Raw genomic sequence first — 20741 nt, 5'->3', positions numbered from 1 at the left:
CTTCAGAGCCTCGATCACCGCCGTTTGAAGCATCATCCTTGAAGCATCCAGACTCGAACCATCGCCACCCACAGCACCGCCATCATGCTCAGCCTGCAAGTCGCCCTGTCTTTTTTCGGTATCGCCATCGTGCTGGCGCTGGTGCCGGGGCCGGACAATCTGTTCGTGCTGATGCAGTCGGCGATGTGGGGCCGCAAGTCGGGCCTGTGCGTGGTGCTGGGGCTGTGCACCGGGCTGATCGTCCACACGGCGGCGGTGGCCCTGGGGCTGGCGGCGGTGTTCGCCGCGTCGGCGACGGCCTTCACCGTGCTGAAGCTGGCCGGCGCGGCCTACCTGGCTTACCTGGCCTGGGGGGCGTTTCGCGCGCGCGGCCATCTCGATGCGCACGAAAAGATTCCGCGGCGCGCGGCCGGCACGCTGTACCGCCGCGGCATACTGATGAATCTCAGCAACCCCAAGGTGTCGCTGTTCTTCCTGGCCTTCCTGCCGCAATTCACCTCGCCGGCGCGCGGGCCGGTCGCCCTGCAGATCCTGCAACTGGGGGCGCTGTTCATGCTGGCCGCGCTGCTGGTGTTCGGCTGCATCGCCTTTTTCTCGGGGTTGTTCGGCCGCCACGTGCAGCGCTCGCCGCGCGCGCGGCGCCTGCTCAACCGCTGCGCGGGCGTAGTGTTCCTGGGCCTGGCGGTGAAGCTGGCGCTGTCGAACCGCTGATACAGATACGCGGCCCAAAGGCCACAGCATTGCTGCGTCGCGCCGTGCTGCTTGTACTGTCCGCGTGGAGTGCCTGCGGTAGCGCCTGCGTGTAGCGCCTGCGTGTGGCGCCTGCGTGTGGCGCCTGCGTGTGGCGCCTGCGTGTGGCGCCTGCGTGTGGCGCCTGCGGCTGCGCGCCCGGCGCCCTTCCCGCTCGCAACCGCGGCAGGCTCAGGCGCGCAAGAAGCGCATGATGCCGTCCTCGCCTATGGCGCGCGTGAGCTTGCCCTCGAAATACAGCGCGTGCAGGTGCGCCAGCGCCTCGCCCATGGCGAAGGTCATCTGGTGCAGGTCCAGCTTGCGCTTGAACAGCACGGGCACGATGTCGATGGTACTGCGCGGCTCTCTACAGGCATCGAGCACTTCCTGCAGGCGCTCGGCGTGGTGCGTCAACTGCTGCGACACGCGTTCGTGCAGGCCCTTGAAGGGGCGGCCGTGGGACGGCAGCACCAGCGTGCCCTCGGGCAGCGGATCGTAGCGGCGCAGCGAATCCAGGTACAGCGGCAAGGGATTGGCATCGGGCTCGTAGGCGAACACGCTGACGTTGGTGGAAATGCGCGGCAGCACCATGTCGCCGGAAATCAACACGTCCAGCGCCTCGCAATACAGCGACATGTGCTCCGGCGCGTGGCCGTAGCCCGCGATCAGGCTCCATTGCCGCCCGCCTATGGACAGCCGCTGGCCGTTCAGGAGCCGGTGAAAGGACGCGGGCACGTCCGGCACGAGGTTCGGGTAGTAGCTGGCGCGCTGGCGGATCTGCTCGAGCGACTCGGGGTCGCGCATGCCGTGCATCGAGAAATGATCGACGTTGGCCTGGCCGCCGGGGCCGCCCGCGGCAGCCGTCCCGGCCGCCGGCGGGCGCGACCAGAGCCGCGCCACGAAGTAATCGGTCATGCTCATCCACAGCGGCGCCTGCCAGCGCTCGCACAGCCAGTGCGCCAGGCCCACGTGGTCCGGGTGCATATGGGTGACGATCACGCGCAGCACCGGCAGGCCGTCCAGTTCCTGCTCGAACACTTGCTCCCACAGGGTCTTGACCTCGTCGCGCGAAATGCCGCAATCGACCACCGTCCAGCCCTGGCGGCCGTCGATCTCGTCGCGCAGCAACCAGAGGTTGATGTGGTCCAGCGCGAAAGGCAGCGGCATGCGGATCCAGCGCACGCCGTCGGCCACGGCCATGGCGCGCCCCGGCTCGGGCTGCGTATCGCCCCAGGGGTATTGCAACTTCTGTTCGTTGGGATTCATCCAGGGTCTCCGTTTGCATGCTTGTGTCCTGCCCGCCCGGGCCATGAGCCCGGCCGCCGGGACATCGGCGCCATGGCGCAGCGACGCGATAATCATGCCCGCCAGTCCTGCGGCCAGGCATGTACGACCGCTGTCGTTCCGCGTATTGCGCCGCAGCAGCCCGCCTCGCGCATCGGTCCGCAGCAATGCGGGCCGACAACCATGCGGGCACAACAACCATAGGCTAGTCCGCCGTATTATGGCATCATAATTTACGTTAACGTAAATTGCCCCGCATGCGCCATGTCCCAAGCCACCTGGACCATTTCCGAGCTTGCCCGCGAATTCGCGATCACGCCGCGCACCATACGCTTCTATGAAGACCAGGGCATCGTCAGCCCGACGCGCTCGGGGCGCAACCGGGTCTACCATCCGCGCGACCGCACCCGCCTGAAGCTGGCGCTGCGCGGCAAGCGGCTGGGCCTGCAGCTGGCCGAGATCCGCAACCTGATCGACATGTACGAAAGCCCGCGCGACACGGCCGCGCAACTGCGCCGCTACCTCGAGATGCTGGAAGCGCAGCGCAAGTCGCTGGAACAGCAGCGCCGCGACCTCGACCTGACACTGGCCGAGATCCGCGAACAGCAGCAGAACTGCCACACGCTGCTGGCCGAGCGCGGCAACGTCTACTAACCCCGAGGATATAAATGGATAGCCAAACAATGAAAAACGTATAACAAGCCCAAATCCGAGATAGAGACGCAACCAGTCACCACGCCTGAGGTTTAACCTCCAGCCGATAGCCGTTTCCGTCGGAAACCCCACGCCTTAAAAACTTACACCATCAATGGCGTTCTCGTACTCGGGAAAGACTATTCATCGCTCGATCTAAGCTTTCAGAAACTGTCTTGGCGGATTGAGCTCTCCATCTTGTGCGAACAAAATCGCTTAGATGCAGGTTGTAGCCGCTCCCCGGTTTGTTAGGATCCGTATACGACACCATCTCATCACGGAAAACTCGTTTTCCCGACCTCGCGGCCAAAGTTAATACTAATCGTTTGGGATCCGCTATGCTGTCAGTATTGTGGGGAACTCTATTAATTGGAACCTTCAAATAGGCTGAAAATTCCTGGCGATCTGCCAATATCCAGCTTTCAGCTTCCGTTACGGCTAAACGCAAAATGAAATCTTCGGTAGCATGCAAAGGGCGCCACGATTCCAGTAATTTCTTCGCACATTTCCCATCGGTATCTGCTATACATAGTACAGGCTGAACATATCGAGCCTGATTAATATAACGAGTTAAATCTGGCGTTAGCTTTGTTATCCCCTTTTTATCTATCGAAGGACCAGCCAACCTCCAACTCGGAAGCGCAGCGGCAACCAACTTTTCTCCCAGAGCACAACATAAAACATCCTCCCCCACAACTAGTATTTTTTTCATGCCCACAAACCCAATTGCTCGACATTTTGCGGCCGGGTTTTAGGTAATAGAACTTCCGCAGGACTTAGCCCATGGAGGGTTTGCTCGATTTCCTCGCGGTTTGGAGGCCGGATTGTCGAACCATTCGCGCCAGGTTCAATCAACAATAGGTTTGCATCACCAGAAACATTGTGCAATAGTGTTTCGCTATGAGTGCTAACAATGACTTGACGCGAGGACACTCGCTTCTTTCGATCCCGTAACACTCGATCAATCAATAGCGGCACATGCGATACAATTCCATCGTTAAGTGAAAGCTCAGGCTCTTCCAACAATAGAAGGCCATCCCCCTCTTGCAACGCCCACAACAATCCAATTAATCGAAGCGTCCCATCCGAGAACTGATTCTCCCGCTGCCATGCTCCATTTACTCGCCAATGAGTAAAGTTGGCTTCCAAGTGCCACATACCGGATATTGCGTCCTGCTCAAATCGTAAATCCGAAAACAGAGGCACGGCTTTGGCAAGAGTCTGCTGAATTCGACGCAGCCGAGCATCGCGAACCTTTTTTGATACTTTGGCAATTCGCTGCATCAGCCCTTGGCCGAATGGATCATTTTCGGGAATACGTGCAGCGATTTCGTCGCCATGCGTAAGCAGCTGGGGCACCAGATGCAGATAGGTTGTCGCCGCAAAGTACTCGGCCAACGAGCGAAATGATGAATTACTTCCTATCTGTTCAAGGTGCGTCTGAGTTAATCGCTCAGGGTCATCTAGATCCTCTCTATTATTAGAGGGGCGATCCAGTAGTGCTTTACCATTGTGCTCAACACGTTCCTCGGATACAAGGACTCGCTGCTGTCCCTTACCTTCTGTTTTAAGCGCCAACACATAACGCCACTGCTCCTCAATATCTGGGGTGTCGTCTATCAACTCGACTTCTATTCGTACCTCGGGGTCTCTGCGCGCATGCAAGCTACGTAATTTCGTAAGGCCCCCGCGGTCTTTCAGAGCCTTTTGCAGTCCGCCCCCTTCCGTTTGAGCCAGAGTACGTAAGAATCGAAACACGTCCAGTAAATTAGACTTCCCGGATGCATTGGCGCCCATTACATAATTACGCGGTCCAAGAGGAACATCAACCTCGCGGAAATTTCGCCAATTCTTGAGTTTCAAACGTGTGATTTGCATATTCCTATCCCAAGATCATGGCAATCTATAGGCCAAACTTCTGCGCATTATCATGCTGCATTCGATGACGTGAAGTATAAGTTGTGCCGAGGGTGTTGTCGCAGCGATTTCCTCATTCTTTCGATCGAACATGCTCGCATACCTGCTTGGCGTATGTGTTTACGCCGCTGACCACCTCTTCAGCTGACTTGCTAGCAAGGCCTCGCCTTGGGGCTCACTGTATCGCATTTCCGCATGCACTTCGAGCCAAATCCCCAATCCGATAAATGAATTATTTGATGGGCTCTGCTTTTGCTCGCACCTCAAGTATTTTTCATTTTTAGAGATCGGCCAAGCGATGCCGATATGACCCAGCATCAGATTTCAAGTTGATTCATCTGAGGGTTTCCCCTCTATCTTACGTTTACGTAAACGTAATATAAATAGACTTTACTACTAGCTGTTGCCAAGGACGCTGTGCTTGCGCGCATAATGCCTACATGCCGCACCGGCGTCCTATCCCCGACTCATGGAGAGCCACATGAATCTTCCCGGCCTGGATTTCGAACTGGGGCAAGACCTGGACATGCTGCGCGATGCGGTGCGCGAATTCGCGCAGGCCGAGATCGCGCCGCGCGCCGCCGAGATCGACCGCAGAGACCAGTTCCCCATGGATCTCTGGCGCAAGTTCGGCGATCTGGGCCTGCTGGGCATGACGGTCGGCGAGGACTACGGCGGCACCAATATGGGCTACCTGGCACACATGATCGCCATGGAAGAAATCTCGCGCGCCAGCGCTTCGGTGGCGCTGTCCTACGGCGCGCATTCCAATCTGTGCGTAAACCAGATCAACCGCAACGGCACCGACGCGCAAAAGCGCAAGTACCTGCCCGGGCTGATATCGGGCGAGCAGGTCGGCGCCCTGGCCATGAGCGAGCCCGGCGCGGGCTCGGATGTCGTCAGCATGCGGCTGCGCGCCGACAAGAAGGGCGACCGCTATGTGCTCAACGGCAGCAAGATGTGGATCACCAACGGCCCGGACGCCGATACATTGGTGGTCTATGCCAAGACCGATCCGGACGCGCGCCAGCGCGGCATCACCGCCTTCATCGTGGAAAAAGGCTACAAGGGCTTTTCCATTGCGCAGAAGCTCGACAAGCTGGGCATGCGCGGCAGCCACACCGGCGAGCTGGTGTTCCAGGACTGCGAGGTGCCCGAAGAAAACATCCTCGGCCAGCTCAACGGCGGCGTGAAGGTGCTGATGAGCGGCCTGGACTACGAGCGCGCGGTGCTGGCCGGCGGCCCGCTGGGCATCATGCAGGCGGTGATGGACGTAGTCGTGCCCTATGTGCACGAGCGCAAGCAGTTCGGCCAGGCCATAGGCGAATTCCAGCTGATCCAGGGCAAGATGGCCGATCTCTACACCACCCTGCAGGCCTGCCGCGCCTTCTGCTACGCCGTGGGCAAGAACCTCGACAGGCTGGGCGCCGGGCACGTGCGCACGGTGCGCAAGGACTGCGCCGGCGTCATCCTGTACTGCGCCGAGAAGGCCACGTGGATGGCGGGCGAAGGCATACAGATCCTGGGGGGCAACGGCTATATCAACGAATACCCCACCGGCCGCCTGTGGCGCGACGCCAAGCTGTATGAAATCGGCGCCGGCACCAGCGAGATCCGGCGCATGCTGATAGGCCGCGAGCTGTTCAGCGAAACCGCCTGAGGCCGCGCCGCACCGATACCAAGCAGGCAGAGCAGAACATGAGTTTCGTCGGCGACCACCAGCGTATCGAGCCCGTGGCGCGCGCCGCCCCGGCGCCGCAGCAGGTCGCGGCCATGCTGCTGGCGGGCTTCGACCGCCACTATTCGCTGTTCCGCTACAGCGCGCAGCGCGCCAAGACTTTGTTCGAATCGGGCAACTGGCACGGCATCCAGCAACTGGCGCGCGAGCGCATCGAATACTACGACATCCGCGTGCAGGAATGCGCCACGGCGCTGCGCGCCGCGCTCAAGGGCAGCGACGCCAGCCCCGAAGGCTCCTCGGCGGGGCAGAGCCTGACGACGGCGCAGATGGATTTCTGGCAAGCCGTGAAGACGGAATTCATCGAGCTGCTGCTGGGGCACATGCAGCCCGAATGCGCCGAGACCTTTTTCAACTCGGTGTCCTGCCGCGTCCTGCACCGCGATTATTTCCACAACGACTTCCTGTTCGTGCGTCCGGCCGCGGCCACGGAATACATAGACAGCAAGATCCCCTCGTACCGGGTCTATTACCCCAATGAAAAAGGCCTGCAGGCCTGCCTGATCGACATCGTGGCCGACTTCGGCCTGGCGGCGCCCTTCGCCGACCTGCCGGCCGATGCCCGCCTGCTGGCGCGCATGGCGCTGCGCCAACTGCGCCAGCGCCTGCCGCGCGACGGCGTGGGGCGCATCGCGCCGGACTGCCAGGTGCATGTGCTCAATTCCTTGTTCCTGCGCAACAAGGGCGCGTACATCGTGGGCCGGCTCATCAACCAGAGCGCCACGTATCCCTTCGCCATCGCGCTGCTGCGCGCGCCCTCGGGCCACATCCGGCTCGACGCCCTGCTGCACACCAGCGACGACCTGAGCACGCTGTTCAGTTTCACGCGCGCCTATTTCATGGTCGACATGGAAGCGCCGGCCGCCTATGTGCAGTTCCTGAACACGCTGGTGCCGCGCAAGGCCAAGGCCGAACTCTACACCACCGTGGGGTTGCAGAAGCAGGGCAAGACCCTGTTCTACCGCGACTTCCTGCACCATCTGGCGCATTCGCACGACGCCTTCGACGTGGCGCCGGGCATCCGCGGCATGGTGATGACCGTGTTCACCATGGCCTCGTATCCGTATGTATTCAAGCTGATCCGCGACCGCATCGACAAGGACGGCATGGACCATGCCACGGTGCGCCGCAAGTACCAGCTGGTCAAATTGCACGACCGCGTCGGCCGCATGGCCGACACCTGGGAATACTCGCAAGTGGCGCTGCCGCGCGCGCGCTGCTCGGAAGCGCTGTTGCGGGAACTGCGCCGCGAAGTGCCCAGCCTGGTGGAAGAAAGCGGCGACACCATCATCCTGCGCCACGTCTACATCGAGCGCCGCATGACGCCGCTGAACATCTACCTGGCGCACGCCCCGGCGGCGGTACTGGAACGGGCCGTCGAACAGTACGGCAACGCCATACGCGAGCTGGCGGCCGCCAACATTTTTCCCGGCGACATGCTGTTCAAGAATTTCGGCGTCACGCGCCTGGGCCGCGTCGTGTTCTACGACTACGACGAGATCCAGCGCATGACGGAAATGAACTTCCGCGCGATTCCGCCCGCCCCCAACGAGGAAGCCGAGTTGTCGGGCGAACCTTGGTATCCTGTACGCGTCAACGATGTGTTTCCCGAAGAGTTCGGCCATTTTCTCCTGGGCGATGCGCGCGTGCGCGCCGCGTTCATGAAGCATCATGCCGAACTGCTGGAACCCGGCTGGTGGCAAGCATGCCGCGACCGGGCCGCGCAGGGGCGCATCGAAGACTTCTATCCGTACGAGCAAATCCGCAGACTGCGCCGGCCGGGGGCGAACACCGCAACCACAGCCGGCACCCTTTCCACTCAAGGAGTCGATCATGTCTGATTCAATCGTTATCGTTTCTGCAGCACGCACGCCCATGGGCGGCATGATGGGCGCCCTGTCGGGGCTGGCCGGGCACCAGCTCGGCTCCGTGGCCATCAAGGCCGCGGTCGAACGGGCCGGCATCAAGCCCGAAGCCGTCGACGAAGTGATCATGGGCAATGTGCTGCAGGCCGGCCAGGGCCAGGCGCCGGCGCGCCAGGCCTCGCTGGGCGCCGGCCTGCCCAAGAGCGCCGCCTGCACCACGGTGCACAAAGTGTGCGGTTCCGGCATGAAGGCCGCGATGCTGGGCCACGACCTGCTGCTGGCCGGCAGCGCCGAAGTCATCGTGGCCGGCGGCCAGGAAAGCATGAGCAACGCTCCGTACCTGCTGCTGCGCGGACGCCAGGGCTACCGCTACGGCCATTCCACCGTCTACGACCACATGGCGCTCGACGGCCTGGAAGACGCCTACCAGCGCGGTACCGCCATGGGCGTGTTCGCCGAAGACTGCGCCTCGAAATACACCTTCACGCGCGAACAGCAGGACGCCTTCTCGCTGGAATCCCTGCGCCGCGCCCGCGCCGCCACCGAAGACGGCAGCTTCAAGTGGGAAATCGCACCGGTTACCGTGGCCGGCCGCAAGGGCGACACGGTCATCGACACCGACGAAGCGCCGACGCGCGCCATGCCCGAGAAAATCCCCACGTTGAAGCCGGCCTTCAAGAAAGACGGCACCGTCACCGCGGCCAATTCCTCGTCGATCTCCGACGGCGCGGCCGCCCTGGTGCTGATGCGCGCATCCACCGCGCAGAAGCTGGGCGCCAAGCCGCTGGCGCGCATCGTCGCCCATACGCAGCATTCGCAAGAACCGCAGTGGTTCACCACCGCTCCGGTGGGCGCCATGCAGAAGCTGTTCGCCAAGACCGGCTGGTCGGTGGGCGAGGTCGATCTGTTCGAGATCAACGAAGCCTTTGCGGTGGTCACCATGGCAGCCATGAAAGAGCTGGACCTGCCGCACGACAAGGTGAACATCCACGGCGGCGCCACCGCCCTGGGCCACCCCATCGGCGCTTCGGGCGCGCGCCTGCTCGTCACGCTGCTCGGCGGCCTGCGCAAGACCGGCGGCAAGCGCGGCATGGCCTCGCTGTGCATAGGCGGCGGCGAAGCCGTCGCCATGGCCATCGAAATGCTGTAAGGCCGTAGCGCCGTAGCGGCGGCCGCGTGCATATCGCACGCCGGCCGCCGACGCCCCTCGCATCCAGGAATCGCAATGCCCATCATCGAATCCCGCATCAACCCGCGCTCGCAGGCGTTCATCGACAACGCCCGCGCCATGCAGGAACAGATCGACGACCTGCAAAAGCAGTTGGAACATACTGCGCAGGGCGGCAGCGCCTCGGCGCGCGCCAAGCATGTGGCGCGCGGCAAGCTGCTGCCGCGCGAGCGCGTGGAACGCCTGCTCGACCCGGGCACGCCTTTCCTGGAACTTTCGCCGCTGGCCGCCCACGACGTCTATGACAACGCGGCGCCGGGCGCAGGCATCATCACCGGCATCGGGCGGGTGCACGGCACCGAATGCGTCGTGGTCTGCAACGACGCCACGGTCAAGGGTGGCACCTACTATCCGCTTACGGTCAAGAAACACCTGCGGGCGCAGGAAATCGCCCAGCAGAACCGACTTCCCTGCGTGTACCTGGTAGATTCGGGCGGCGCCAACCTGCCCAACCAGGACGAGGTCTTTCCCGATCGCGACCACTTCGGGCGCATCTTCTACAACCAGGCGGTCATGTCCTCGCAAGGGATTGCGCAGATCGCCGTGGTGATGGGCTCTTGCACCGCCGGCGGAGCCTACGTGCCGGCCATGAGCGACGAATCCATCATCGTCAAGAACCAGGGCACCATCTTCCTGGGCGGGCCGCCGCTGGTCAAGGCCGCCACGGGCGAAGAGGTCAGCGCCGAAGATCTCGGCGGCGGCGACGTGCACACGCGGCTCTCGGGCGTGGCCGACCACCTGGCCAACAACGACCTGCACGCGCTGTACCTGGCGCGCGAGGCCGTCGGCCGGCTCAACCACCACAAGCCCGTGCAACTGCACCGCAAGCCCTACAGCGAACCGCTGTACGACCCGGCAGAACTCAACGGCATCATCCCCAAGGACACGCGCAAGCCCTACGACGTGCGCGAGGTCATCGCGCGCATCGTCGACGGCTCCGAGCTCGACGAATTCAAGGCGCGCTACGGCACCACGCTGATCACGGGCTTCGCCCACATACACGGCATGCCGGTGGGCATCATCGCCAATAACGGCATCCTGTTTTCCGAGGCGGCGCAGAAAGGCACCCATTTCATCGAGCTGTGCTGCCAGCGCAAGATACCCCTGGTGTTCCTGCAGAACATCACCGGCTTCATGGTGGGCCGCAAGTACGAGAACGAAGGCATTGCGCGCCACGGCGCCAAGATGGTCACTGCCGTGTCCACCGCGGCGGTGCCGAAGTTCACGGTGCTGATCGGCGGCTCGTTCGGCGCCGGCAACTACGGCATGTGCGGCCGCGCCTTCGGGCCGCGCCTGCTGTTCCTGTGGCCCAACGCGCGCATCTCCGTAATGGGCGGCGAGCAGGCCGCAAGCGTCCTGGCCACCGTCAAGCGCGACGGCATCGAGGCCAAGGGCGGCGCCTGGAGCGCCGACGAAGAAGAGGCCTTCAAGGCACCGATACGCGCCCAGTACGAAAAAGAAGGCCATCCCTATTACGCCACGGCGCGGCTGTGGGACGACGGCATCATCCGCCCCGCCGACACGCGCCGGGTGCTGGCGCTGGGCCTGTCGGCCGCGCTGAACGCCCCGATCGAGGACACGCGTTTCGGCGTGTTCAGAATGTGAGGACACTGGCGCGCCACTGCCGCGGGCGCCGCGGCCAGCGCGCCGGGCACAACGTCATACCGCCCGGCGGCGCGGCTTGATCGCCGCCCGCCATCCGGCCACCCCGAGGAGTCATACGTGTTCGAAACCCTGCTGATTGCCAACCGCGGCGAAATCGCCTGCCGCGTCGCCGCCACCGCGCGCCGCATGGGGCTGCGCACCGTGGCGGTGTATTCCGATGCGGACGCCGAAGCTCGGCACGTGGCTGCCTGCGACACGGCGATACGCATCGGCGGGCCCGAGCCGCGCGCCAGCTACCTGCGCGCCGAGGCCATCCTCGAAGCCGCGCGCCAGACCGGCGCGCAGGCGGTGCATCCCGGCTACGGCTTCCTGTCCGAGAACGAGGCCTTCGCCGAAGCCTGCACGCAGGCCGGCATCGTATTCGTGGGCCCGCCCACCGGCGCCATCGCGGCCATGGGCAGCAAGTCCGCAGCCAAGACACTGATGGAAAAGGCCGGCGTGCCGCTGGTACCCGGCTATCACGGCGACAACCAGGACCCCGCATTCTTGCAATCCCAGGCCGACGCGATCGGCTATCCGGTGCTGATCAAGGCCAGCGCCGGCGGCGGCGGCAAGGGCATGCGCGTGGTGGCCGAGAGCACCGCCTTCGGCGAGGCGCTGGCCTCCTGCAAACGGGAATCGGCCAACAGCTTCGGCGACGACAAGGTGCTGATCGAACGCTATCTGCAAAAGCCCCGCCACATCGAAATCCAGGTCTTCGCCGACACCCACGGCAATTGCGTCTATCTGTTCGAACGCGACTGCTCGGTGCAGCGCCGCCACCAGAAGGTCATCGAAGAAGCACCCGCCCCCGGCATGAGCGCCGAACGGCGCCGCGCCATGGGCGAAGCCGCCGTGGCCGCGGCGCGCGCCGTGGGCTATGTGGGCGCGGGCACTGTGGAATTTATCGTCGAGCCCGACGGCCGCTTCTATTTCATGGAAATGAATACGCGCCTGCAGGTGGAACACCCCGTCACCGAAATGATCACCGGGCACGACCTGGTGGAATGGCAGTTGCGCGTGGCCGCGGGCGAGCCGCTGCCGGTGGCGCAGGAAGACCTGCGCATCCAGGGACACGCCATCGAGGCGCGCATCTACGCCGAAAACCCCGACAAGGGCTTCCTGCCCGCGGTCGGCACGCTCACCGCCTTGAACTTCCCCACGCATACGGCTTTTCGCAACGGCGACGTGCGCGTGGACGGCGGCGTGGCCGCGGGCGACACTATCAGCCCGTTCTACGATCCCATGATCGCCAAGCTGATCGTGCATGGCGCGGACCGCGACGAGGCGCTGGCGCGCATGGTCCAGGCGCTGGGCAACACCCAGTGCGTGGGCGTAACCACGAATATCGCCTTCCTGCGCCGGTTGGCGAGCGATGAGGCCTTCGCCGCCGCCGACCTGGACACCGGCCTGATCGAACGCCGCCACGACAGTCTGCTGCCGCCGCCCGCCCCCGCGCCGCAAGCCGCGCTGGCCCTGGCGGCGGCCTCGGTGCTGGCCGCGCAGGGGCTGGAATCCTCGTCACCCAGGCATCGCGTAGTGCATGCCGACCCCTGGGCGCAGACCGACGGCTGGCGCCTGGGCGGCACCTACCGGCAGCCGCTGCAATTCATCGATGGCGGAGAAACGCGCACAGTACAGGTGGCGTATGGCCAGGGGCTGTGGAGCCTGGGCCACGAAGGCGAAGCCGACGAACACGCGCTGCAATGGCGGCTGCAAGGCACAACAGCCAATGGCCAGTACCGGCTCGACCTGCAACTGGACGAACGCAGGCTGCACGGCACCGTCATCGTGCGCGGCGAACAACTGCAGGTGTATGTCGACGGCAACTCGTACGCGCTGCAATTGCATGACCCCGTCGCCCATGCGCAGGACGAAGGCGCAGAACACCTGGGCGGCCTGACGGCGCCCATGCCGGGCAAGATCATCGCCATCAACGTGAAGCAGGGCGACACGGTCAAGGCGGGCGACGCGCTGCTGGTGATGGAAGCCATGAAGATGGAACACACCATCCATGCGCCCGGCGACGGCGTAGTGCAGGAACTGTTCTACGCCGTGGGGGACCAGGTGGCGGACGGCGCCGAGTTGATTGCATTGGCCGAAGGCGCTTAGCCGGCGCGCGGCGACCGAGACGCAAGCCTCGGCCCGAGGCGCTAGCGGCTCAGGCCGCGGGCGGAGATGTCCCAGATGGCCTCGACCTTGTCGCCGCGCACGGCAACGATGCTGTCGTGCAGGTTGAAGGTGGGGTCGCAATGGCCGGGGATCAGGCTCAGCTTGAAGCCCAGGGACGGGCGGTCGCGCGCGTGGTCGGCCTTGAGTATGAGATGCTCATCATTGATGGCGACGCAGTGCAACCCTTTGCCCGCCACGGGGCGCGGCAGGCCGCTTTCAGCGCTGGTGGATTTCAGGCCCACGTCGACGATGGCCCGCTCCGGCGTGGGGGTGCTCATGACCGTGCCGAGCAGGAACAAGCTGTGCCGCAGCGACAGCGCATCGCCCCAGTCCAGGCGGGCATAGTCCGCATCCATGAAGGGATAAGAGCCGGCCTGGATTTCCGTGTAGACCTGGCCGGCCGCGTCGAATAGCGCGCTGCCGGTGCCGCCGCCGGTCACTACCGGGCAGGACATGCCTGCCTGCGCAAAGGCGCGCAGGTAGCGGCGCACCTGCCTGGCGGCCTTTTCGGCGCCGCGGCGCCGCTGGCCGATGGAACGCTTGTGCTGCAAGCCGCCGTGATAAGCCTGCAGGCCCAGGAATTCCAGGTTCGGCAAGGACGCCAGCACACGCGCCAGCGCCACCGCATCTTCGGGCCGCTGCACGCCGCAGCGCTTCTGCCCGACATCGATTTCTATCAGTACGCCGGCGCTGGCGCCGGCCTGCGCCAGCGCGGCCGACAAGGCCTGGGCGGCGCTGGGATGGTCGACGCATACGCTGATGCGCGCCTGGCGGGCCAGGCGCGCCAGCAAATCCAGCTTGGGCGCGCCCACGACTTCGTTGCTGATGTGGATATCGCGCACCCCGGCGGCCACGAAGGGCAACGCCTCGCTGACCTTCTGGCAGCATATGCCCTGGGCGCCGAGCGCGATCTGGCGCAGCGCGATTTCAGGACATTTATGGGCCTTGGCGTGCGGACGCAGCGCCACGCCGTGACGCTCGGCCAGCGCCTGCATCATGCGCAGATTGTCTTCGAAGGCATCCAGGTCGAGGATCAGGCTGGGCGTGTCGACATCGGCCAGCGTATCGCCCACGCGCGCCGCGGCCGGCGCCGCCATGTGTTCCACAGGATCGAGCATCTGCATGGCCCCCTCCTCTATGCACTATGCATGACCGACTGGCTTGCCGGCGCCGCTCAGGCGCGGCCGGCCCAGGTACGGCCGCGTATACCGCAGCGAACTTCGGGTTTAGCATGTTTCGCAAGAATTGAATAGGGCCGCATGCCCGCGCCCCGGAGCAGACGCGCGGGGATTCCGGCCCAAGCGCCCTGGCCTTACTGGCGCTTGCGCGCCGCACGCCGCTCCAGGAATTCCTGCACGGCCCTGGCGTGCTCGTCGGATTTGTGGGCAAGGGCCTGAAAGGCGGCGGCCATTTCCAGCACCGTATCGAGGCGGCCCAACTGGCCTTCGCGCAAGAGGCGCTTGCTCATGCGTAGTGCATCGACGGGGTTGGCGGTGATGCGATGCGCCAGGGCGTGCGCTTCGTCCATCAAGGCATCGGCCGGCACCACTCGCGAGACCAAGCCCCATTCCAGCGCCTGGCCGGCGCTGATGGCATCGCCGGTGAAGGTCATTTCGGCTGCCCGCGACATGCCGATCAGGCGCGGCAGGAACCAACAGCCGCCGTCGCCGGCAATCAGGCCCAGCTTGACGAAGCTTTCGGCAAAAACCGCCTGTTCGGAGGCGATACGGATATCACACATGCAGGCCAGGTCGCAGCCCGCGCCGACAGCCGGCCCATTGACGGCGGCAATGATGGGCACCTCCAGCGCCTGCAGCGCCAGGGGCAGGCGCTGGATGCCTTGGCGATATTCTTGCCGCAGCATGGCAGGGGTGTATTCCGGCAGCGTCTGGCGGCCCATCTCGGCAATATTTCCACCCGACGAAAATGCCTTGCCGCTGCCGGTGATAATGACGGCGCCCACGCTGCGATCGGCCTCGATACGTTCGAAGGCCGCCAGGAATTCAGCCACCATCGTACTGCCCGTCAAGGCATTGCGGGTGGCACTGTCATTCATGGCCAGGGTGACGACGCCGCGGTCGTCCTGATCGAAATTAAGCAATGGCTTCATGGTCTTCTTGGTGAGCGTTAATCCGGCAAATTCAGAAAGTACCGGGGTAGGCGCCCCCGTCGATCAGCAGATTCTGACCCGTGATGTATGCCGCCTGGGCGCTGCAAAGAAAAGCGCAGGCCTGGCCGAATTCCATGGGCATGCCGAAGCGTCCCGCCGGGATTGTCTGGATCATCCGTTGCGCTTCGAGTTCAGGCGCGATCCCCGCGGCATGTGCACGCTGTGCATTATTGCTGCGCAGCCTGTCGGTATCGAACTTGCCCGGCAGCAAGTTGTTCAGCGTCACGTTGTGCCGGGCAACTTGTCTCGCCAACCCTGCGGCGAAGCCGGTCAGCCCGGAACGGCTGCCGTTCGACAGGCATAAGACATCGACCGGCGCCTTGACGGCGGAGGACGTGATATTGACGATGCGGCCGAAGCCGCGATCGATCATCGCATCGACAGTCATGCGGATGAGCTCGATAGGGGCAAGCATGTTGGACGCCAGCGCCCGCATCCAGTCGTCTTGCGAGAATTTCCGGAAATCCCCGACCGGAGGCCCGCCCGCGTTGGTGACGAGAATATCGATGCGCGGGGCGGCCTGCACCACCCGCTGCCGCCCGTCGTCCGTCGTGACGTCGGCGTCCACGGCTATCACTTCGACCCCCGATACGGCGGCGATGCGGTCGCGGCTCTCGTTCAAGGCCTGGCGCGTACGAGCCGCGATGACGAGGTTGACGCCCTCCTGCGCCAGCGACGCGGCGCAGGCATAGCCCAGGCCCTTGCTGGCGCCGCACACCAGCGCCCATTTCCCTTTCAAGCCCAAATCCATTATTGCCTCCGATAAGCCGGCGCGGCCGCGCCAGACTCCATTTATTGGGGTTTGATTCCGACGGTATTCGCGACGTCCTGCCAGCGCTTACGTTCCGACGCGATGTATGCGCCGAATTCCTCGGGGGTAGAGGGCGAGGCCTCCACGCCTTGCTTGGCAAATTGCCGTTGCACCTCGTCGGTCTTCAAGATCTTGGTGATGGCCGCATTGAGCTTGTCCACGATGGGCTTGGGCGTTCCGGCCGGCGCCACAATGCCCTGCCAGGAGCTGGCATCGAAATTCGGCAGCACGGTTTCGGATACCGTGGGCAATTCCGGCGCGACGGACAGGCGTTTTTTGGTCGTCAGAGCCAGGCCCCTGACCTTGCCGGCGCGAACCTGTCCATAGAGCGTCGAGAACGGGTCGAACATCACGTTGATCTGGTTCGCCAGCAGCGCCTCGATGGCCGGCGAACTGCCCTTGTAGGGAACATGGACCATCTTGATTCCCATGGCCGAATTGAAAGCCTCCGTGACCAACTGGTAGGAGGTCCCCGACGTGCCGTAGAAAAGGCCGCCGGGCTTGGACTTGGCCAAGGCCACCAGTTCGGCCATATTTTTCGCCGGCGTGCCGGGGCTGACGGCAACGATGAGCGGTTGGATGGCAACCATGCTGACCGGCGTGAAGCTCTTTACCGGATCATAGGGCATGTCCTTGATGATGGCGGAATTGATCCCCAGGGTTGAGATATTGCCCATCATCAGCGTATAGCCATCGGGCGCGGCGCGCGATGCCAGTCCCGCGCCTATGACTCCGCTGGCGCCGGCCCTGTTGTCCACGACGATGGGTTCCCCCAGGCTGGCGGACAGGCGCGCCGCGACGGCGCGCGACATGATGTCCGTGATTCCTCCCGGTGGAAACGGAACGATCAGCCGTATGGGCCTAGATGGGTAGTCGGCCGCCTTTGCTGCCGTAGCGGCAAAGACCATGCAGGCGCCAAGCAAAAGAAATCGGATTTTCTTCATGTTCATCTTCTTGATCGTCTCGCTGCATACGAGCTGGCCAACCGCTCCCGGCGCACATGCGAACTTCGACGATCACCCTCCCTTTATGTAGCCGTTGATTAATCGTTCATCATCTATGCCACCGCGCCCGAATCGCGCAGCGCCCGGATTTCTTCGGCCGTGGCGCCCAGCACCCGTTGCAGGAGCTCGTCGGTATGCTCGCCCAGGCGCGGCGGCGACACGGGGCGGCGAGGCGGCGTGCCGCGCAGGTGCAAGGGCGACTGCATCAAGCGCAGCGTGCCGTGCACGGCGTCCGGAGTCTCGGCCACCATCTCCCGAGCCGCGACTTCCGGCGCGTCCAGCGCCTCGGGCACGCTGCGTACCCGCCCCACGGGAATGCCGGCGGCGCTTATGCGCTCTATCCAATGGGCGCTGGTCTGTGTTGCGAAGCTGCGTTCCAGGACGGGCAGCAAAGTATCTCGATTGAATGCGCGCGCCCGGCTGGTGCCATAGCGTTCGTCCGACGACAGCTCGGGCAGGCCCAAGACCGTGCACAACGCGCGGAACTGCGCGTCATTGCCAACGGCCAGCGCGAAGACGCCGTCAGCCGCGGCGAAGGTCTGGTACGGGACGACAGTGGGATGGCCATTGCCGTAGCGCTGCGGGCGGCTGCCCGCGGCCAGATAGCCGCTGCCGACATTGGCGAGAATACTGATCGCGCCGTCGAGCAGCGCCAGGTCGATCAATTGGCCCCGGCCGGATTGCGCGCGGGCGATGAGCGCCGCCAATACGGCCTGGACGGCATTCATGCCGGTGACCAGGTCCGTGACGGCCACGCCCAGCTTCATCGGCGAGCCGTCGGGCTCACCCGTTATGGACATCAGGCCGCTTTCCGCCTGTATGACGAAATCGTAGCCCGGCTCCGCCGCCCTCGGGCCGCTGCGGCCATAGCCCGATATGGAGCAATAAATCAGGCGCGGATTCTCGGCCGACAAGGTTTCGTAGTCCAGCCCGAACTTGCGCAATGCGCCGAGGCGATAGTTCTCTACCAGAATATCGGCCTGCATCGCCAGCCGCCGCACCAGTTTCTGCCCCTCGGGATGGCGCAGGTCCACGGCCATAGACAGCTTGCTGCGGTTGGTGCACATAAAGTACGTGGATTCGCCGTCTACATCCGGCGGGGTCCAGCTACGGGTATCGTCGCCTTTGACCGGCGCCTCTATCTTCCATACCTCGGCCCCCAGGTCGGCCAGCGTCTGGGTGCACCACGGGCCGGCGAGCACGCGGCTCAGGTCCAATACGCGTATGCCGGCCAGGGGCAGATCCGCTGCAGGCGTATCGGCCCTCATGCGATCACCGCGGACAGGGACTGCCGGATGTAATCCAGGGCGGAACATTCGGCGGCCAGCGCATCGGCGCCGATGAGGCCGGCCCAATAAGTTTCGGCGCCCGCCGCCCGGCGCCATTCGCGCAACCTGCGCGTACAGCGCTGCAATGCATATTCTTCGGTGATGCCGATCGCGCCATGCACGGCGTGGGCGATATCGGCCACGATGGGCGCCGCACTGCTGGTACGCGCCTTGCCCAATGCCGCCAGCATCAGTTGCGGCCTCCAGCCCTCGCTCTGGAAAGCCAACTGGGCCGCCATATGCGCGTCCCATACGTATTCCGCCATGACGCTGAGCTGTTGCTGGATCGCCTGGAAACGGCCGATGGGCTTGCCGAACTGGGTGCGCTGGCCGGCGTATTCGGTCGTCAACACCAGCACGCGCTGCATGGCGCCCGCCATCAGCGCCGAGCAGGCGGCGGCCTGCATGGCGGCCAGGATCGCTCCGGCCTTATCCGCGCCGCTTGCTGCCCCGGAACAGGAAAAACGAGTCCCCGCGCCCGCCGGCCAACGCAGATCGGCATCCAGGTTGCCGTGGCCTTCCGTGCGCGTGCGCACCGCATCTTGTGCGGACAGCAGCAGGACGTCGTCTCCCGCAGCGGCCAGGACCCACTGCGCCGCCAGCGCGCCGGGCACAGCCCGGGCTTCTATGTGTTCGTCGCCAGCTGCTACGCCGAAGGCCGCCAATGCGATGGGACCGTCCGGATGCGCCTGTCCGGCGGCATCGAGCCATGCGCGCGCCAGCAGCGTCTGCACCAGCGGCATGCCTATGCCGCAAGCGCCCGCCTCCAGGGCCAGAGGCAGGACGTCGGGCAGGCGCAGGCCGGCGCCGCCCGATTGCTCGGGCACCAGCGCGTCGAGAAAGCCCGACTCTTCCACGGTTTGCCATGCCTGCCCGGGCAGTTCGCCGCGTTCGGCCATGTCCAGTACTTGCGGAGCAAAAGTCTCGGCCAGCAAGCGCCGGGCGGCATCTCCAAAAAGCGAGTCCATGCGCTACTCCCTTATCTCAGTCCGAGGCCGCGGGCGATGATGCCGCGCAAGATTTCCCGCGTCCCGCCGCGCAGCGAAAAAGACGGGCCCATTTGTTCCAGGTAGGCCAGCGTGCGCAGCAGTTCGGATGGCACCGGCCGATCGGGAAAGCGGCCCAGCGCCTGGGCAATGAGATCGGGGATGCGCTGCTCCAGCTCGGTCCCCATATCCTTGACCAGGGCCGCCTCCAGCGCCGGGCTCTGGCCCTGCGCCAGTTTGCGGGCAACGGCCAGCGACATGGCGCGCAGCGTGGACAAATGCGCCAGGATGGCGCCCAGGGCCGTGCGGGTGGCATCGTCGTCGATCTTCGCGCCGCGGCAATAGTCCAGCCAGCACTGCACCAGCACCATGCTGGAATACAGGCGCTCCGGCCCGCTGCGCTCAAAGGCAAGCTCGGCATTGACTTGCTGCCAGCCATTGCCTTCCTGGCCGATGAGTGCGTCCGCCGCCAGCTCGACATTGTCGAAGAAGACTTCGGAAAAATGCGCGTCGCCGGCAAGGTCGGTGATGGGGCGTATCGATACGCCGGGCAGGGACAGGTCTACGATCAACTGAGACAAGCCCTGGTGCCGATCGGCGGGACTGCCGCTGGTGCGCACCAGCGCAATCATGTAGTGCGAGCGATGCGCGTTCGTCGTCCATATCTTGCTGCCGTTGAGCAGCCAGCCGCCCGCTTCCCGCGGCTGGGCATTGCTGCGGATGCTGGCCAGGTCCGACCCCGAGTTCGGTTCGCTCATGCCGATGCAGAAGAATGCCTCGGCCCGGCAGATGCGCGGCAGATAGAAACCACGCTGGCTCTCGGTGCCGTACTTGAGGATGAGCGGCGCGCTCTGGCGGTCGGCGATCCAGTGCGCCGACACCGGCGCGCCCGCGGCCAGCAACTCTTCGGACAGGACAAAACGGGCGAATTGGCTGCGGCCGGCGCCGCCGTATTCTGCGGGCAAGGTCAGGCCCAGCCAGCCGCGGCCGGCCAGCGCCCGGCTGAATTCGGCGTCGAAGCCCAGCCAGGAGCGAGCCCGCCGATCCGCCGGCAGGCCGCGCAGCTTCTCGGCCAGGAAACCCCTTATCTCGGGCCGCAGCGCCTCGTCTTCGGCCGGAATGGCGGCCAGTTCTAGCGTCTCGATCATGTGCAGTTTTTCATGTGTAGCCGG

The 20741-nt window shown here is 64.4% G+C and carries 17 protein-coding genes; 7 read left to right on the top strand and 10 right to left on the bottom strand.

Features of this window, described 5'->3' with window-relative positions:
* Positions 1-84 precede the first annotated feature (84 nt).
* Positions 85-711, top strand: a complete 627-nt coding sequence (locus KVP10_RS05715; protein ID WP_217963546.1) for a LysE family translocator — start codon at positions 85-87, stop codon at positions 709-711.
* 210 nt (positions 712-921) lie between these two features.
* Here KVP10_RS05715 and KVP10_RS05710 read toward each other — a convergent pair whose 3' ends face one another.
* A complete protein-coding gene (locus tag KVP10_RS05710; RefSeq protein WP_217963545.1) occupies positions 922-1995 on the bottom strand; it encodes an MBL fold metallo-hydrolase in 1074 nt (357 codons plus the stop codon).
* A 282-nt stretch (positions 1996-2277) separates the two neighbouring features.
* On the opposite strand from KVP10_RS05710, the gene KVP10_RS05705 reads away from it, so the two are divergent.
* Positions 2278-2667 (top strand): MerR family transcriptional regulator, encoded by a 390-nt coding sequence (locus tag KVP10_RS05705; RefSeq protein ID WP_217963544.1) that lies wholly within the window; start codon positions 2278-2280, stop codon positions 2665-2667.
* A gap of 151 nt (positions 2668-2818) precedes the next feature.
* Here KVP10_RS05705 and KVP10_RS05700 read toward each other — a convergent pair whose 3' ends face one another.
* Both KVP10_RS05700 and KVP10_RS05695 read right to left on the bottom strand, forming a co-directional pair.
* On the bottom strand, positions 2819-3418 hold the full coding sequence (locus KVP10_RS05700) for a DUF4276 family protein (RefSeq protein ID WP_217963543.1): 600 nt from the start codon (positions 3416-3418) through the stop codon (positions 2819-2821).
* A complete protein-coding gene (locus KVP10_RS05695) occupies positions 3415-4584 on the bottom strand; it encodes an AAA family ATPase (RefSeq protein WP_217963542.1) in 1170 nt (389 codons plus the stop codon). The genes KVP10_RS05700 and KVP10_RS05695 overlap by 4 nt, the downstream gene beginning before the upstream one ends.
* A 520-nt stretch (positions 4585-5104) precedes the next feature.
* On the opposite strand from KVP10_RS05695, the gene KVP10_RS05690 reads away from it, so the two are divergent.
* The 5 genes from KVP10_RS05690 to KVP10_RS05670 all read left to right on the top strand — a co-directional run bounded on the left by KVP10_RS05690 (position 5105) and on the right by KVP10_RS05670 (position 13210).
* Positions 5105-6283, top strand: coding sequence for an isovaleryl-CoA dehydrogenase (locus tag KVP10_RS05690; RefSeq protein ID WP_217963541.1), 1179 nt, complete (start codon positions 5105-5107; stop codon positions 6281-6283).
* 38 nt (positions 6284-6321) lie between these two features.
* Entirely contained in the window at positions 6322-8202 is a 1881-nt protein-coding gene (gene aceK / locus KVP10_RS05685; protein ID WP_217963540.1) for a bifunctional isocitrate dehydrogenase kinase/phosphatase, read from the top strand.
* A complete protein-coding gene (locus KVP10_RS05680; RefSeq protein ID WP_217963539.1) occupies positions 8195-9376 on the top strand; it encodes an acetyl-CoA C-acyltransferase in 1182 nt (393 codons plus the stop codon). The genes aceK and KVP10_RS05680 overlap by 8 nt, the downstream gene beginning before the upstream one ends.
* A 75-nt stretch (positions 9377-9451) precedes the next feature.
* Positions 9452-11059, top strand: a complete 1608-nt coding sequence (locus KVP10_RS05675) for a carboxyl transferase domain-containing protein (RefSeq protein WP_217963538.1) — start codon at positions 9452-9454, stop codon at positions 11057-11059.
* A gap of 117 nt (positions 11060-11176) precedes the next feature.
* Positions 11177-13210, top strand: coding sequence for an acetyl/propionyl/methylcrotonyl-CoA carboxylase subunit alpha (locus KVP10_RS05670; protein ID WP_217963537.1), 2034 nt, complete (start codon positions 11177-11179; stop codon positions 13208-13210).
* 41 nt (positions 13211-13251) lie between these two features.
* On the opposite strand, the gene KVP10_RS05665 is transcribed toward KVP10_RS05670, so the two are convergent.
* From KVP10_RS05665 to KVP10_RS05635, 7 genes are all read right to left on the bottom strand, one after another.
* A complete protein-coding gene (locus KVP10_RS05665) occupies positions 13252-14394 on the bottom strand; it encodes a DSD1 family PLP-dependent enzyme (RefSeq protein WP_246600345.1) in 1143 nt (380 codons plus the stop codon).
* A gap of 188 nt (positions 14395-14582) precedes the next feature.
* The gene (locus tag KVP10_RS05660) at positions 14583-15380 is read right to left on the bottom strand and encodes a crotonase/enoyl-CoA hydratase family protein (protein ID WP_217963536.1); all 798 of its coding nucleotides are present in this window, start codon (positions 15378-15380) and stop codon (positions 14583-14585) included.
* 31 nt (positions 15381-15411) lie between these two features.
* Positions 15412-16191 (bottom strand): SDR family oxidoreductase, encoded by a 780-nt coding sequence (locus KVP10_RS05655; RefSeq protein WP_217963535.1) that lies wholly within the window; start codon positions 16189-16191, stop codon positions 15412-15414.
* Positions 16192-16232: 41 nt separating this feature from the next.
* Positions 16233-17195 carry a Bug family tripartite tricarboxylate transporter substrate binding protein gene (locus tag KVP10_RS05650; RefSeq protein WP_217963534.1) on the bottom strand — a complete coding sequence of 321 codons (963 nt, stop codon included), beginning with the start codon at positions 17193-17195 and terminating at the stop codon, positions 16233-16235.
* A gap of 113 nt (positions 17196-17308) precedes the next feature.
* The gene (locus tag KVP10_RS05645) at positions 17309-18523 is read right to left on the bottom strand and encodes a CaiB/BaiF CoA transferase family protein (protein ID WP_217963533.1); all 1215 of its coding nucleotides are present in this window, start codon (positions 18521-18523) and stop codon (positions 17309-17311) included.
* Complete coding sequence (locus tag KVP10_RS05640; protein ID WP_217963532.1) at positions 18520-19551, bottom strand: acyl-CoA dehydrogenase family protein; 1032 nt, start codon at positions 19549-19551, stop codon at positions 18520-18522. Before KVP10_RS05640 ends, KVP10_RS05645 begins: the two co-directional genes overlap by 4 nt.
* Positions 19552-19562: 11 nt before the next feature.
* On the bottom strand, positions 19563-20717 hold the full coding sequence (locus tag KVP10_RS05635; RefSeq protein WP_217963531.1) for an acyl-CoA dehydrogenase family protein: 1155 nt from the start codon (positions 20715-20717) through the stop codon (positions 19563-19565).
* Between the last annotated feature and the right edge of the window lie 24 nt (positions 20718-20741).

It is taken from the genome of Candidimonas humi, from assembly GCF_019166065.1.
Taxonomy (GTDB): Bacteria; Pseudomonadota; Gammaproteobacteria; order Burkholderiales; family Burkholderiaceae_B; genus Candidimonas; species Candidimonas humi.
The sequence above is the reverse complement of the archived record's forward strand: the minus strand, read 5'-3'. Positions and strand labels throughout refer to the sequence as shown.